Annotated in this window: 13 protein-coding genes and 1 pseudogene; 6 read left to right on the top strand and 8 right to left on the bottom strand. The window is 70.5% G+C overall.

Features of this window, described 5'->3' with window-relative positions:
* From ACT6XY_RS19455 to rsmI, 6 genes are all read right to left on the bottom strand, one after another.
* Window positions 1–1,593 (bottom strand): monovalent cation/H+ antiporter subunit D (locus ACT6XY_RS19455; RefSeq protein ID WP_444749959.1); only part of this gene is annotated, 1,593 nt, incomplete at its 3' end.
* An 11-nt stretch (window positions 1,594–1,604) separates the two neighbouring features.
* Entirely contained in the window at window positions 1,605–1,982 is a 378-nt protein-coding gene (locus ACT6XY_RS19450; protein WP_444749958.1) for a Na+/H+ antiporter subunit C, read from the bottom strand.
* Window positions 1,983–1,984: 2 nt separating this feature from the next.
* Entirely contained in the window at window positions 1,985–4,846 is a 2,862-nt protein-coding gene (locus ACT6XY_RS19445; protein ID WP_444749957.1) for a monovalent cation/H+ antiporter subunit A, read from the bottom strand.
* A gap of 217 nt (window positions 4,847–5,063) precedes the next feature.
* Window positions 5,064–6,002 carry a glutathione synthase gene (gshB, locus tag ACT6XY_RS19440; protein WP_444749956.1) on the bottom strand — a complete coding sequence of 313 codons (939 nt, stop codon included), beginning with the start codon at window positions 6,000–6,002 and terminating at the stop codon, window positions 5,064–5,066.
* 12 nt (window positions 6,003–6,014) lie between these two features.
* Window positions 6,015–6,392, bottom strand: a complete 378-nt coding sequence (locus ACT6XY_RS19435; RefSeq protein WP_444749955.1) for a YraN family protein — start codon at window positions 6,390–6,392, stop codon at window positions 6,015–6,017.
* Window positions 6,389–7,300: a 16S rRNA (cytidine(1402)-2'-O)-methyltransferase gene (gene rsmI, locus ACT6XY_RS19430; protein WP_444749954.1), complete on the bottom strand. Its 912-nt coding sequence runs from the start codon at window positions 7,298–7,300 to the stop codon at window positions 6,389–6,391. Before rsmI ends, ACT6XY_RS19435 begins: the two co-directional genes overlap by 4 nt.
* 190 nt (window positions 7,301–7,490) lie before the next feature.
* Here rsmI and ACT6XY_RS19425 point away from each other — a divergent pair, with 190 nt between their 5' ends.
* Window positions 7,491–8,690: a penicillin-binding protein activator gene (locus ACT6XY_RS19425; RefSeq protein ID WP_444749953.1), complete on the top strand. Its 1,200-nt coding sequence runs from the start codon at window positions 7,491–7,493 to the stop codon at window positions 8,688–8,690.
* A 77-nt stretch (window positions 8,691–8,767) separates the two neighbouring features.
* Here the strand turns inward: ACT6XY_RS19425 and chrA are convergent, their stop codons facing one another.
* Window positions 8,768–10,087: a chromate efflux transporter gene (chrA, locus tag ACT6XY_RS19420; RefSeq protein WP_444749952.1), complete on the bottom strand. Its 1,320-nt coding sequence runs from the start codon at window positions 10,085–10,087 to the stop codon at window positions 8,768–8,770.
* Window positions 10,084–10,986: a chromate resistance protein ChrB domain-containing protein gene (locus ACT6XY_RS19415; RefSeq protein WP_444749951.1), complete on the bottom strand. Its 903-nt coding sequence runs from the start codon at window positions 10,984–10,986 to the stop codon at window positions 10,084–10,086. Before ACT6XY_RS19415 ends, chrA begins: the two co-directional genes overlap by 4 nt.
* Window positions 10,987–11,087: 101 nt before the next feature.
* Between ACT6XY_RS19415 and ACT6XY_RS19410 the strand changes: the two genes are divergently transcribed.
* From ACT6XY_RS19410 to ACT6XY_RS19390, 5 genes and pseudogenes are all read left to right on the top strand, one after another.
* Window positions 11,088–12,035 carry a DMT family transporter gene (locus tag ACT6XY_RS19410; protein WP_444749950.1) on the top strand — a complete coding sequence of 316 codons (948 nt, stop codon included), beginning with the start codon at window positions 11,088–11,090 and terminating at the stop codon, window positions 12,033–12,035.
* A gap of 117 nt (window positions 12,036–12,152) precedes the next feature.
* Complete coding sequence (locus ACT6XY_RS19405) at window positions 12,153–12,791, top strand: response regulator transcription factor (protein ID WP_444749949.1); 639 nt, start codon at window positions 12,153–12,155, stop codon at window positions 12,789–12,791.
* Window positions 12,792–12,918: 127 nt separating this feature from the next.
* Complete coding sequence (locus ACT6XY_RS19400; RefSeq protein ID WP_444749948.1) at window positions 12,919–13,143, top strand: hypothetical protein; 225 nt, start codon at window positions 12,919–12,921, stop codon at window positions 13,141–13,143.
* 189 nt (window positions 13,144–13,332) lie between these two features.
* The gene (locus tag ACT6XY_RS19395; RefSeq protein WP_444749947.1) at window positions 13,333–14,454 is read left to right on the top strand and encodes a DUF2336 domain-containing protein; all 1,122 of its coding nucleotides are present in this window, start codon (window positions 13,333–13,335) and stop codon (window positions 14,452–14,454) included.
* Window positions 14,455–14,544: 90 nt separating this feature from the next.
* Window positions 14,545–14,863 (top strand): annotated as a pseudogene (locus tag ACT6XY_RS19390) (phosphomannomutase/phosphoglucomutase); the annotation flags it as partial.

The raw sequence follows: 14,863 nt of genomic DNA, 5'->3' as shown, positions 1-14,863 counted from the left end.
AGCCGCTGCCGCGGTGTCGGCGACTTCAGCGGCAGATGCGGCCGGGCTGCCAGCCGCTGCCGCAGCGTCGGCCCAAACAGCGGCCGGTGCGGCAGGGATGCCGGTCGCTGCCCCGGCGCCCGTCGCCGTGGGCGAGTCCGCAGGGGTGAGAGACCGCTCGCCTTTGGCGAGCATCGCACCCGCTCCGCCCTCCCCCGTCCCGGAATGCGCCGCGACCAGGTCCCGGCCCACCGCCGGGTGAGCATCAGCATCGGCTGCCGGCGCGTCGCCCCCCTTCGCCGGCTTCCAGAACACCGCGCTCCCGGCGCGGGCGAAGGCGAGGATCGCGACGAGGCTCGTCGCCAGGATCGTGCCCCAGATCCAGGCCGCGGCGCCGCTGCCCCGGCTCGCCTCCATGATCATGAGCTTGCCGAGGAAGCCGGACAGCGGCGGCAGGCCGGCGATCGCAATGGCTGCGGCGAAGAAGAGGCCCCCGAGGAGGGCGGGATGGGTGAGCGGCGCCGGTACCAGCCGGTCCTCCGCTCGGCCGCGCTGCGGGACCAGGATGTCCACGAGGAGGAAGAGGGCGGCGCCCGCCAGCGTCGAATGAAGGACGTAGTAGAGGCCCGAGCCGATGCCCCCGGCGTCGAACAGGCCGAAGGCGACGAGCACCGAGCCCATGGACCAGACCACCGCGAAACAGGCGAGGCCGAGGAGACTGCGCGCCGCCAGCATGCCGATGGCCCCGACGGCGAGGGTCGCCAGCGCCGCGGGCAGCATCCAGGGCGTGACGATGCCCGCAAGAGGCCCCGCATCGGCACCGAAGACCAGCGTGTAGACGCGCAGGATGGTGTAGGCGCCCACCTTGGTCATGATCATGAACAGCGCCGCCGAAAGCCCCGGTGCCGCCGCATAGGCGGTGGGGAGCCAGCCGTGGAGCGGAGCGACAGACGCCTTCAGCGCGAAGACGAGGAACAGCATCACGGCGCCCACGCCGAGCAGCGCCGTATCCCCTGCCGCCACCGTCGCCACCTTGCGGGCGAGGTCGGCCATGTTGAGCGTGCCGGTGACGGCATAGATGGTGCCGACGGCGAAGAGGAAGAGCGTCGAGCCGATCAGGTTCACCGTCACATAGCGGAAGCCGGCCCTCAGGCGCCGCGCGCCGCCGCCGTGCAGCATCAGCCCGTAGGAGGCGATCAGCATCACCTCGAAGAAGACGAAGAGGTTGAACACGTCGCCGGTCAGGAAGGCGCCGTTGACGCCCAGCACCTGGAACTGGAACAGCGGATGGAAGTGCCGGCCGCGCAGGTCCCATCCCGCGGTCGCGTAGACGACGATGGCGAGAGACAGCACGGCGAAGAGAAGAACCATCGTGGCCGAGAGCCGGTCGAGGATCAGCACGATGCCGTAGGGCGCCGGCCATGCGCCGACGAGATAGGGGCGCACGACCCCGTCCTGGGCCAGCGCATAGAGGCCGATGGCCACCGCCAGCAGGGCCGCCGCCGCGGCGATGGAGACGACGCGCTGGGCCGCGAGATTGTGGCGGCTCGCGAGGATCATGAGCGGCGCCACCACGGCCGGCAGCACCAGGGGAACGACGATCCAGTGGGTCATGGCTGCCTGCATCATGGCCGCGCCTGGTCGGTGGTCACGGTCGCCTCGCCGTCATCGACGGCGCCGGCCGGATCGCCCTCGACCGAGTCGGACCCCGTCTCGAGAAATCCGCGCAGCGCCAGCACGACGACCAGCGCCGTCATGCCGAAGGAAATGACGATGGCAGTGAGCACCAGCGCCTGCGGCAGCGGATCGGCATAGCCGGCGGCGCCGCTCGCATAGATCGGCGGGCGGTTGACCGTCAGGCGGCCCGTGGCGAAGAGGAACAGGTTCACGGCATATGAGAGGAACACCGTGCCGATCACCACCGGAAACGTCTGGCGGCGGAGGACGAGATAGACGCCGACCGCCGTCAGGAGGCCGATGCCGGATGCGACGAGCACCTCCATGATCAGTCCTCCCTCTTGGCGGTCGCGGCGTCCCGTTCCCGCAGGAGCCGGATATCCGCCGGGCCCTCCGGCACGGGGCTGCGCTCGGCGCGCGCCTCGATGCGCGAGATCTGGGCGAGCGCCAGCAGCACCGTGCCCACCACGGCGAGGAACACGCCGGTGTCGAAGGCCATGGCCGTGGCGAGCTCCACCTCGCCGATCAGCGGGATGTGGAAATAGCCGAAGGAACTGGTCAGGAAGGGCCGGCCGAAGAGGAGCGAGCCGAGCCCCGTCAGGCCGGCGATCACCACGCCCGCCCCCACCAGCGTATGGGCGTCGAAGCGCGCCCGCTGGTGGCTCCAGGCATAGCCGCTCGCCATGTACTGCATGATGTAGGCGATGGCGACCACGAGCCCGGCGATGAAACCCCCGCCCGGCTGGTTGTGTCCGCGCAGGAAGATGAACACGCCCACCGTGAAGGCGAGCGGCAGCAGGGCGCGGGTCGCCACCACCAGGATCAGCGGATGCGCCTCCGCCGATTCCAGGCCCTGCCGCATGGCGTCGAGCCGGCGCGCCGCCGGCCCGCGCAGGGCGGTGTCGAGCAGGGCGAAGATGGCGAGCGCGGCGATGCCGAGCACGATGATCTCGCCGAATGTGTCGAAGCCGCGGAAGTCGACGAGGATGACGTTGACCACGTTGGTGCCGCCGCCGCCGGGCTTGGCCTGGGCGATGTGGTAGTCGGAGATGGTGCTGAAATCGCGCGTCAGGATGGCAAGCGCCAGGGCCGCGACGCCCACGCCCGCGGCCACGGCGATGGCGCCGTCCCGCACCTTGCGGCGGGTCTCCGTCTCCGGCGGCGTCGTCTTCGGCAGGAGATTGAGCGCGAGCAGAAGCAGGATGGTCGAGACCACCTCCACCGAGATCTGGGTCAGCGCCAGGTCCGGCGCCGAGAACTGGATGAAGGCGAGCGAGACGATGAGGCCGACCACGCTGGTGAGGATCAGCGTCAGCAGCCGGTTGCCGTGCTTCACCACCACCACGGCCGAGGCCGCGATCAGCGCCGCCCAGGCGACGAGCGCGACGAGATGGACCGGCAGCATGGCGCGTGCGCCGGCCCCGTGTTCGCCGCGCGCGAAGGCCCACAGGGCGACGATCAGCACCGACACCGTGACGATGGCGATGGTGCGCGGCAGCGATTCGACGTTGGCGCGCCGGGTGAACCAGCGCGCCGCGAAGACCGTGGCCGCCACGACCGTGTCGAACAGGGCCTTCGCCTCCGGTCGCGGCCAGGGCGCGCGCCACAGGGTCAGCAGCGCATGGCCGCGGAAGGCGACGAGCCCGCCCGCCACGGCCGCGACGCTCATGAACAGGGCCGGCGTCAGCCCGTGCCAGATCGACAGCGAGTAATAGGGCAGCGGCGCACCACCGATGACCGCCTGGGCCGTGCGGGCGACGATCGGGCCGGCGATCAGCGCCGGCAGCAGGCCGATGGCGACGACCAGCCCCACCAGCAGCGCCACCGGCAGCCACATCCCGGCACCGGGATCGTGCGGATGGTGGGGATAGTCGTGGCGCTCGGGGCCGGCGAAGGTGCCGACCGCCAGCCGCACCGAATAGGCGACCGAGACCAGGGCGCCCAGCGTCGCCCCGACGGGAATGAGCCAGCCGAGCCCGCCGAGCGGGCCTGACGCGGCCGCCTCCAGCATCATCTCCTTGGACAGGAAGCCGTTGAGGGGCGGCAGGCCCGCCATCGAGGCGGAGGCGACCACGGCGAGCACCGCCGTCACCGGCATCAGTTTCGCGAGGCCGCCGAGCCGGCGGATGTCGCGCGTGCCGGCCTCGTGGTCGACGATTCCGGCGGCCATGAACAGGGCCGCCTTGAAGGTTGCGTGATTGAGGATGTGGAACACGCAGGCGACCGCCGCATAGGGCGTGCCGAAGCCGAGCAGCATCACCATGAGGCCGAGATGGCTGACCGTGGAATAGGCGAGGATCGCCTTCAGGTCGTCCTTGAACAGGGCGATCCAGGCGCCCACCAGCATGGTGACGAGGCCGACGGGGGCGACGATGGCCACCCACAGGTCTGTGCCGGCGAGCACAGGCCAGAGCCGGGCCAGCAGGAAGACGCCGGCCTTCACCATGGTCGCCGAGTGCAGATAGGCCGAGACCGGCGTCGGCGCGGCCATGGCGTGCGGCAGCCAGAAATGGAACGGGAACTGCGCCGACTTGGTGAAGGCGCCGGCCAGCACCAGCGTGAGGATCAGGGGATAGAGCGGCGAGGCCTTGATCACCTCGCCTTTCGTCAGCAGCACGCTGAGCTCGTAGGAGCCGCCGACGTGGCCGAGCACCAGCATGCCCGCGGTGAGGAGAAGCCCGCCGCCGCCGGTCACCACCAGCGCCATGCGGGCGCCCTGCCGGCCCGCCGCCGCGTGGCTCCAGAAGCCGATCAGGAGGAAGGACGACAGGCTCGTCAGCTCCCAGAAGATCAGCATGAGAAGGATGTTGTCGGAGAGGACGATGCCGACCATCGCGCCCTGGAAGAGCAGCAGGTAGGCGTAGAAGCGGCCGATGGAGTCCTGCCGGCCGAGATAGTAGCGCGCATAGACGATGATCAGCGCGCCGATGGCGAGGATCATCGTGGCGAAGAACAGGCCGAGCCCATCGGCGAAGAAGCGGAAGGAGAGGCCGATCTCAGGCACCCAGGCGGTGCCGGCGAGCACCGTCTCGCCGCGATAGACCGCCGGTGCATCCACCAGCAGCAGAACGAGGCTCGTGAGCGTGACGGCGAGGGTCACGGCCATCGCCGTGTCACGCCCCGAGCGGGCGACGAGAGGCGGCAGCAGCGCCCCGAGAAGGGGGATGAGCGGCACGAGAATGAGGTTCATCGGGCGTGCCCTTCAGGAGCACGTGCCCCGATTTCGGTCGTGTCAGCCCCCATCCGGCCCGCAGCTCCCTCTCTTTCCCGATCCGCGGCGTCGCCTGAAACTATCGGCGATGCGGACGTCCGAGCGCCTGCCCCCGCGGCGCATGAAGCCCTCTGAGTGCCACAAAGTTCCGCCGGGGGTCGTTGTGGCAATTGGCTGCATGGGCGATCCGCCACCCTCAGCGGCGCCGCTCGATCGCCTCCCAGACGGTCGCGGCGATGTCCGGGCCGCCGAGCCGGCGAATGGCGCGGATGCCGGTCGGCGCGGTCACGTTGATCTCGGTGAGGTTGCCACCGATCACGTCGATACCTGCGAGGATGATGCCCTGCGCCTTCAGATCGGGCCCGATGGTCTCGCAGATCTCGCGCTCGCGCGCGCTGAGCTGCGTCGTCTCCGCCGCCCCGCCGCGCACCATGTTGGAGCGCAGGTCGTCGGCCGCCGGAACGCGGTTGACGGCGCCGGCGAAGACGCCGTCGACCAGGATGATGCGCTTGTCGCCGTCGCGCACGGCGGGGAGATAGTGCTGGATCACCCAGGGCTCGCGCGTCAGTGCGGCGAAGGTGTCGAGGAAGGAGCCGAAATTCTCGTCCCCCTCGCGGATGCGGAACACGCCGGCGCCGCCGTGGCCATAGAGCGGCTTCATGACGATGTCGCCCATCTCCTTCCGGAAGGCGCGGATCTCGTCGAAGTCCCGCGTCACCAGCGTCTTCGGCATGAGCTGCGGGAACCGGGTGACGAAGATCTTCTCCGGCGCGTTGCGCACGCTGGTCGGGTCGTTCACCACCAGCGTCTTCGGATGGACGCGCTCGAGGAAGTGCGTCGCGGTGATGTAGTGCAGGTCGAATGGCGGATCCTGCCGCATCAGGATCACGTCGAAGGTGTCGAGCCCGACCCGCGCTCCCTCGCCGAGGGTGAAATGGTCTCCCTCGACGTCGCGCACCTGCAGCGGATAGGCCAGGGCGGAGGGGATGCCGTCGCGCATCGCCAGGCTGTCGGGGTGATAGTAGAAGACCTCGTGCCCGCGCCGCTGCGCCTCCAGCATCAGGGCGAAGCCGGAATCGCCCCGGATCTTGATGGATTCCATCGGATCGGTCTGGACCGCGACCTTGAGGCTCATGGGGCATTCCTTTCAGACATCGGCGTCGAACGCCCCCTGTATATGGCGCGGCCAGCCGCCGTGCGATACCAGGATGAGGTCGTAGCGCCTCTCGCTGCCTGCATGGCGGGGATGCCGCGCGAGGAAGATCTCGGCCGCGCGGGTGATGCGCCGCCGCTGCGCCGCCGACAGGGCCTCGACGGCGAGGTCGAGCGAGCCGCGCGCCTTCACCTCGACGAAGACCACCGTCCCGCCGCGCCGGGCCACGATGTCGATCTCCGCCCCCGGCCCGCGCCAGCGCCTGGCGAGGATTCGATAGCCCTTGGCGAGAAGCAGAAGGAGGGCGGCCGCCTCGGCGATGCGCCCGCGACCCCAGGCGGCGGAACGCTTCGGGTCGGCCTCCCGCCTCACCCCTCCTCCTTCGCCAGCAGCAGCGCGCGCTGGTAGAGGTCGCGCCGGGGAAGGCCCGTGGCCGACGCCACAGCCGCCGCCGCGTCCTTCACCGACCCCTGTGCGAGCGCCGCGCGCAGCATGGCCTCGATATCCGTCTCCGCCGGCGCCGGGGCCTCGCCCGGCGGGCCGACGACGACCACGATCTCGCCCTTCGGCTCCGCCTCGCCGGCATAGGCGGCGGCGAGGGCCGCGAGCGAGCCGCGCCGCACCTCCTCGTGCAGCTTGGTGAGCTCTCGGCACACCGCCGCGTCACGGTCGCCGAGTTCAGCCGCGAGATCGGCGAGGGACGCCGCAAGCCGCGGCCCGGTCTCGAAGAAGACGAGTGAGCCCGGCACCTGGGCGATGGCGCGCGCCCGGTTCCGCCGCCCCGTGGTCTTCGGCGGCAGGAATCCTGCGAAGAAGAAGGCGTCTGTCGGCAGGCCCGCCGCCACCAGCGCCGCCATCACGGCGGAGGGGCCGGGCACGGGGACGACCCGGTGACCGGCCTCGCGCGCCGCCTCCACCAGCTTGAAGCCGGGATCGGAGACGAGCGGCGTTCCCGCGTCCGAGACCAGCGCCACCGATTCGCCGGCGGCGAGGCGTTCGAGAAGCTTGGGGCGCATCTCCGCAGCATTGTGCTCGTGATAGGGGACGAGTCTCGCGGTCAGTCCGAAATGGTCGACGAGCCGGCGGGTGACGCGGCTGTCCTCGCAGGCGACGAGCGAGGCCGCCGCCATCGTCTCCACCGCGCGCACCGTCATGTCGCGCAGGTTGCCGATGGGAGTCGCCACCACGTGCAGCCCGGGCTCCAGCGCGCGGGCGAGAAAGCGGGTCCCGCCGAGGATGTAGTGCCGGTCGGGCGGCTTCTGCGCGGGAATGTCGATCATGGCTGTTCTCTTTCGGCGACCATAGGCGCTGGCCCCGTCTCGCGTCCATGCCCGGCCGCGGCGGTCTCGCGCCGCTCCCTGTTGCCCTGGGGCCACGCAAAAGGGGCCTTTGCGGTTTGACCTTGCCCCTCCCTCACGGCTATTCCCATGCACAGGGCGGGGCATTCAGGGCATGTGGAGGCGATCGGACATGGCGGAATCGGCGACTCGGCGCGGTGGAACCGCGCACGGCACGACCCTGCGCGGCCTCCTGGTCGGCGCGGCGGCCCTGGCCCTCGCGGCCTGTTCGGGCGCCAACATCCAGGGTTCCGGCCCGGTCGCGGGCCCCGGCCCAGCTCCCACCGCGCCCGCTGCGCCCGGCTCCACCATCGGCACCGGCTCGGTGAAGGTAGCGCTGCTGCTGCCGCTCTCGGCGGGCGGCGCCGCCGGCAACACCGCCACCGTCCTGCGCAATGCGGCGGAGATGGCGGTGGCCGAGTTCCAGGGGCCCGACATCACCATTCTCGTCAAGGACGACGGCGGCACCGCCGCCGGAGCCCAGGCAGCCGCCCAGGCCGCCATCCAGGAAGGCGCCGAACTGATCCTCGGCCCGCTGCTCGCCGAATCCGTCCGTGGCGCGGCGGCGGTCGCCCGGCCCGCCGGCAAGCCCATGATCGCCTATTCCACCGACACCAGCGTCGCCACCCGCGGCGTCTATCTCATGAGCTTCACGCCGCAGAACACCGTGGACCGCATCGTCCAGCACGCCACCCAGGCCGGCAAGCGCTCCTACGCCGCCTTCATTCCCGACTCGGCCTTCGGCCAGGTGGTCCAGGGCGCCTTCCAGGAGGCCGTCAGCCGTGCGGGCGGACGCGTGGTGGCCATCGAGAAGTTCCCGCTGGAAGCCAGCGGCATCGGCGCCGCGGCCTCGCGCCTCTCCGGCATCGCCGGTCAGATCGACGCCATCTTCGTGCCCGACCCCTATGACGGCGCAGCGATCCAGGCCCTGTCGACCGCCGGCATCGACACCCGCCGCGTCCAGGTGCTCGGTGTCGGCCCCTGGGTCGGCAACACGGCCGCCGCCCGCGCCGCGCCGACCGCCCTCTACGCCGCGCCGGACGAGGCGGGCTTCCGCTCCTTCTCCGAGCGTTACCGCGCGCGCTTCGGGCAGGATCCGGCGCGCATCGCGTCGCTGACCTATGACTCGGTCTCGCTGATCGCCGCCCTCGTACGCACCCAGGGCTCGCAGCGCTTCTCCGAGACGATCCTGACCAATTCCTCCGGCTTCAACGGCGTCGACGGCCTCTTCCGCTTCCGCGCCGACGGCACCCCTCAGCGCGGCCTTGCGGTCATCCAGGCCGGCGGACGCGTCGTCAGCCCCGCGCCCCGCACCTTCTCGGGCGGGTCGTAAGGTCGGGTTTACTCGCAAAGTCCTGACGGAAGAGGCCGGCGCCAAGCCGGCCTTTTTCTTTGGCGCCCCGAGGCGGATCAGCCGAGCGTCAGCTTCACCGCCACGCCAAGGGCCGCCATGACGCCAATGAGCGGCAGCAGCCCGAGCTTCATGCGGAAGGCGAGGACGAAGGCGATGACGGCGAGAGCCGCCGCCTTCCAGTCGAGGGCCTGGGGATCGAAGGTCGGCACACGCACCGGGCCGAAGGCGCGGCTGCCGACCTGACCGAAGAAGACGTGGAGCGCGAACCAGATGGCGAGATAGAGGATGACGCCCACCACCGCCGCAGTGATGCCCTTCAGCGCGCCCGCCAGCAGGCGGTTGTGCCTCAGGTCCTCGACGAAGGGTGCGCCGGCGAAGATGAAGAGGAAGGACGGCGCGAAGGTCACCCAGGTGGTCATGGCCGCGCCCAGCACCGCCGCCACCATCGGGCTGAACGGATCGGGCGCGCGGAACGCGGCGAGGAAGCCGACGAACTGGGTCACCAGAATGGTCGGCCCGGGCTTGGTCTCGGCGAGACCGAGGCCATCGGCCATTTCCGCCGCCGTGAGCCAACCCTTCTGCTCGACGGCCGCCTGGGCGAGCCAGACGAGCAGCGCATAGGCGCCCCCGAAGGTGACGACGGCGAGCTGCGAGAAGAACGTGCCGATCTGGGTGAGGATATGGCCAGGGCCGAGCAGCAGCGCCGCGACCGTGACGGGGGCCCACCAGACCGCTCCCCAGACGAGAGTGTTGCCGAGGAGCGCGGTGTAGCGACCGGAGGCGGCACGCGCGACCGGCGCGGCATCGTCGGGCGGCGGTGTCAGGAAGGCGCCGAGCGCGGCGGCGGCAAGCACGATCAGCGGATAGGGGACCTGGAACAGCAGAATGGCGAGGAGCGAGCCCGCCATGATCGCCCTGAGTACCGGCGCATCGCCGACGCGCTTGGCCATCTTGATCACCGCCTGCACGACAATGACCAGCACGGCCGCCTTGATGCCGAAGAAGATGCCGTCGACCACCGGCAGGCCCCGGGCGGTGACGTAGAGCATCGACATGGCGAGGACGATCAGCGCCCCCGGCAGGACGAAGAGAAGACCCGCCGTCAGCCCGCCGCGCACCCCGTGCAGCAGCCAGCCGATATAGGTCGCGAGCTGCTGGGCCTCGGGGCCCGGCAGCAGCGTGCAGTAGTTGAGCGCATGCAGGAAGCGCTTCTCGTCGAGCCACTTCTTCTCTTCCACGATGATCGTATGGAGCATGGCGATCTGGCCGGCGGCGCCGCCGAACGACAGCAGGCCGACCCGGATCCAAACGGCCAGCGCCTCGGAGAAGGGGACGGCGGAGGGCCTGTTCACGGCGGCTGGATCGAGGGCGGTCATGAGCGATGTGTCCAGTTGTGGGTTTCGGCGCGAGCCCCCGTCACCCAAGCGTAAAGCCCATCGAGCAAGACAAATCCATGACGGAGCATTGCGGCATCGTCGTCACCGGACAGGACCGACAGGCCGAGAGAGATGGCCAGGTACCCCGCCGCCTCGGGGCTGGAGCCGAGGTCCCCGGTATCCGCTGCGCGGATGATGGCTGCCATGTCCAGCAGAGGCGGAACGCCCGCGAAGCCGACGGCGTCCAGCAACGTGTCGAACGAGCAGCGCGGCCCATCATGTTCGATCGCGGCGCCCGGCGTATCGAAGGCGATGCCGCCGAGGTCCCGTGCCACGGCGATCACCTGGTCGGGTTCGACGAAGAGAAACCGGGCGTGCGGATCGAGAAACCGTCGGATCAGCCAGGGACAGGCCACCCGGTCGATCTTGGGACGCCGGCGCGTCACCCACGTCCGTCCGGGACCGCCGAAGGCATCCGCCGCCTGCCGGGGTATCATCGGGTGGCCGGCCTCGGCGAAGGCGAGCGCTCCCCCCGCGAGGACGCGGGCGTCGAGGCCGCGCGCGCGCAGCTCCGCCGCGGTGCGCTGGCTGCGGTTGTGCCCGGCCTTGCAGGACACCACGACGGGGCGCGCAGGGTCGATCAGTGCGGCGACGGCGGTGCCCGACGGATCGTCGGACCAGCGCGAGGCCGGCAGGTCCGCCTGCAGGGCGCGAACGTCGGCGGCCCGGACATCGATGACCTGAGGCCACGACGGACCGCCGAGCAGGACCGCGAGATCGTCGGGAGAGATGAAGAATGATGCGCCGGACACAGCAGAACCTCCTACCGCAAAGCGGTCTGGAGGCGGTGCTTGGGCCGCATCGGCAGCCTGCCGGGGCGACCGCCGTCGGCCCCGCATCCCCTGTCTAGTCCGCCGGCGGGCCGCCGCGCAAGCACCCCGCACGGCTCCCATGCGGGCGGGTGGGTCCGGCCTTCGGGCAAATCGGCTAGTGGTCCCCCATGGCAACGCACGGGCAGACGACGTCGCAGGAGCAGACTGCCCAGGGGAGCGCCGGGGCCGATGGACGCGCCGCGGCCGCCCGCGCCCGCCTGAAGGGCATCGGGCTGATGTGCGCGGCGCTCGCCTGTTTCGCCTGTCTCGATGCGCTCGCCAAATGGCTCGGCACCCAGATGGACCCCATGCAGGTGGTCTGGGCGCGCTACACCGCCGCCCTGGCGATGATCCTCGTGATCTTCAACCCGATCCGCAATCCCGGCGTCTTCGTCACCCGACGCCCGTGGATCCAGGCCGTGCGGTCGGCCCTGCTGTTCGGCTCCACCGCCTTCAACTTCATCGCCCTGCAGTATCTGCAGCTCGATCAGACCGTCTCGATCATGTTCGCGACGCCCTTCATCGTCGCCATCCTGTCCGGCCCCTTCCTCGGCGAGTGGATCGGCCGGCGCCGCTGGATCGCCGTCATCGTCGGCTTCCTGGGGGTGCTGGTCGTCACCCAGCCCTGGAGCGGTTCGCTGCACTGGGCCATGCTGCTGTCGCTGGTCGGCGCCTGCGTCTACGCGCTCTACAACATCCTCACCCGGATGCTGGCGGGCCACGATTCCGCCGCGACGACCTCGATCTACTCCGTCGCCTTCGGCGCGGCGGTCGCCACCGCGCTCGTGCCCTTCATCTGGACGACGCCGCCCGGCCTCGCCGCCATCGTCGGCATGATCGCCATCGGCGCCTTCGGTGCCTTCGGTCACTGGCTGCTGATCGTCGCCCACGGCTATGCGCCGCCCGGCATCCTCGCCCCCTTCATCTATACCCAGATCGTCTGGATGACGGCGCTCGGCTGGCTCGTCTTCGCCCAGGTCCCCGCCGCCAATACCCTCGCCGGCGCCGCCATCGTCATCGCCTCCGGCCTCTACCTGCTCTACCGCGAGCGGGTCGTGGCCCGCGGCGGGCGCTGAGCTGACCCTGCGTCAATACGCCGCATAGGGGCTTACCCCCGCGCAACGGACACTCCGCCTGTGGCGGGCCTGACGGGCCCGGCGCGACGGTCGAGCGAGCCGCGGGGGGATGCGGTCATGCGGACGGACATGAGCGGTTTCGGCGACCTCTTCATCGTGGACGACGACGTCGCGGTGCGCGAGGGCCTGTCCATCGTTTTCGAGCAGGCCGGCTACCGCGTCGCCGCCTTTGCCGACGCGACGGCGCTTCTCGGCGCGCTCCAGCAACGCCACCCCGACGCCATTCTCCTCGACGTCTGCCTGCCGGGCGACAGCGGCGTCGAGGTGCTGCGCCAGATCGCGCTGCGCCGCTTCGAGGGGCCGGTGGTGACCATGTCCGGCCAGGCCGACATCCCCATGGCGGTGGCGGTGATCCGGGCGGGCGCCGTCGACCTGGTGGAGAAGCCGATCGACGCCGCGAGCATCCTGCGGAACGTGGGGCAGGCCATCGCCGGCCATGCGCGGCGCGCGGCGGAGCGGGCCGATCCCGTCTCGGCCCTCGGCCCGGGGGGCGCGAGCCTCCTCACCCCGCGCGAGCGTGACGTGTTGCAGGAACTCGTCCGCGGCGCCTCCAACAAGGAGGCCGGGCGCAGCCTCGGCATCAGCCCGCGCACCATCGAGGTGCACCGCGCCCGCATCATGGAAAAGCTCGGCGCCCGCAACGCCGCCGACCTCGTCCGCGTCATCTACGACGAGCGTCGGCACGACGCCCGGTGAAGACGGGCAGGCCCGCCCCTCGGGGCGCCTGGCTGCAAGTGCCTGACCCCCAAACGGCGCGACCGGCGCGGCGAGGCCCTGCCAGAAGGCAGGCCTGTGACGCGCCATGGTCGGCGAGAGGACCTCAATGGCGCAGGAGCCCGTCATCTATGCCCGCCTGCAGGGCGATGTGCTCGAGGTCGTGACCGACCGGCTCACCCTGCGCAGCGAGACTGGCGCCCTGGTCGCCATCGAGGATCACGTGCGCCAGCTCTTCGCCCGCGTGACGGAAATCCGCATCATGACGCTGGACGAGGCGCCCTGGTCGCTGTCCCAGCACGTCATCGCCCCGCCGCTCCAGCGCGCGGCGTGAAACCGCGGCTGCTTGGCCAATAGTGCGGAATATCGTCGGCTTCACTGCTTTTCACAGCAGACGACAGGTATTTGGTTACACTTGTGGGTCTATAGTGCTGCGGACAACGGGTCTCCGTTGCGGTCCTTCGGGACCGCCGCAACCGCCACCGTCGCACTCGCGCCGATGCACGCCGCCGAAAGAGCGAACATGCCTGCAACGTCTGCCCAAGAGACCCATGCCTTCATCGAGCAGCTCGGCCGCCTGGGCATCGAGAAGGACAGCGAGAAGCGCCTCGCGCTCCTGCGCGGCGTGGCCGATCTCTACCTCACCCGCACGGTCAGCCCGACGTTGGCAGAGGAGTACCTGTTCTCCGAGATCGCCAACGCCGTCATGCGCAAGCTGCAGCCCCACCAGCGCCCGCAGGTCAGCGCCGTCCTGTCCGACAGCGAGCGGGTGCCCCACAGCCTGGCCCTGGCGCTCGCCTCCGACGCCGACATCGCCGTCGCCAGTCCCATCCTGTCGCGCTCCCCGGTGCTGACGGAGGGCGACATCATCACCCTCGCGCAGGCGAGCAGCGACGAACATCTGCAGGCGATCGCCACCCGCCCCACCCTGACCTCACGGGTCACCGACGTGCTCATCGACCGCGGCAGCAACACGGTTCTGCGCACCGTCTCGGGCAATGCCGGCGCCGAGTTTTCCGAGAAGGGCATGCTCAGCCTCGTCACCCGCGCGCGTGACGACGACGAACTGAGCCTTGCCCTCGCCGACCGCGGCGACCTGTCTCCCGCCGTCGTCGACCAGCTCAACGCCCTGATCTGCGCCCGTGTCTCGACCGAGGCGGAGGGCGGCGATGCCTCCGACGCGGTGGCAGGCCTGAGGGCCCGTGCCCAGGCGCTGATCGCCGAGGAGTTGCGCAAGCGCAAGGCCAACATCAACAGCACCGAGCGGATCATCGCCGCCGTCGAGGCCGGCACCATGCCCCTCGACGACGGGCTCGGCCCCCTCCTCGCCGGAGGCCGACTGCTCGACGTGTCGCAGGTGCTGGCGCATTTCCTGCGTTTCGACCGCAACTTCGTCTTCCAGCAGATGGCGACGGGCGAGATCAACACCATCGTTCTCGCCTTCCGCGCGCTCGACATTTCCTATGCTCACCTGGAGACGACCCTCGCCCTGCGAGCGCGCAAGCGCCGCGGCGGTCAGGCGGGCCAATCGGTGTCGCGGCAGGATTACGAGGCGATCAACGCCGCCGATGCGCAGCGGGCCATGCGCTTCCTCAAGGTGCGCATGACCGTGGGCAAGGCCCCGCCCGCAGAGAGCGCGGCCTGACGCGCGGCGCCATGGCCAGGGTCGCAGCTTCACGTTAGAAGGGCCGGCGGAGGCTCCCCTCCCACCCGTCGCGACAGAGGCGTCCCTCGCATGTTCCCCAGGCCGCTCGCCAGCTTGAAGCCCAACACGGCCGCCTACGAATCCCTGCCGATGGTGAAGCCGACGGGCTTCCGCGAATACGACGCCCGCTGGTTCTTCGGCGAGGAGCTGAACCTGATGGGCGTTCAGGCGGTGGGCATGGGCCTCGGCACGCTGATCGGCCGGATGAGCGTTGCGCGCGAGATCGTCGTCGGCCACGATTTCCGCGGCTATTCGGCCTCCATCAAGATGGCGCTGGTCACCGGGCTGATGGCGGCGGGCTGCCGGGTGCACGACATCGGCCTCGCCATGTCGCCCATGGCCTATTTCG

This window comes from Phreatobacter sp., from assembly GCF_052440005.1.
Taxonomy (GTDB): domain Bacteria; phylum Pseudomonadota; class Alphaproteobacteria; order Rhizobiales; family Phreatobacteraceae; genus Phreatobacter.
The sequence above is the reverse complement of the archived record's forward strand: the minus strand, read 5'-3'. Positions and strand labels throughout refer to the sequence as shown.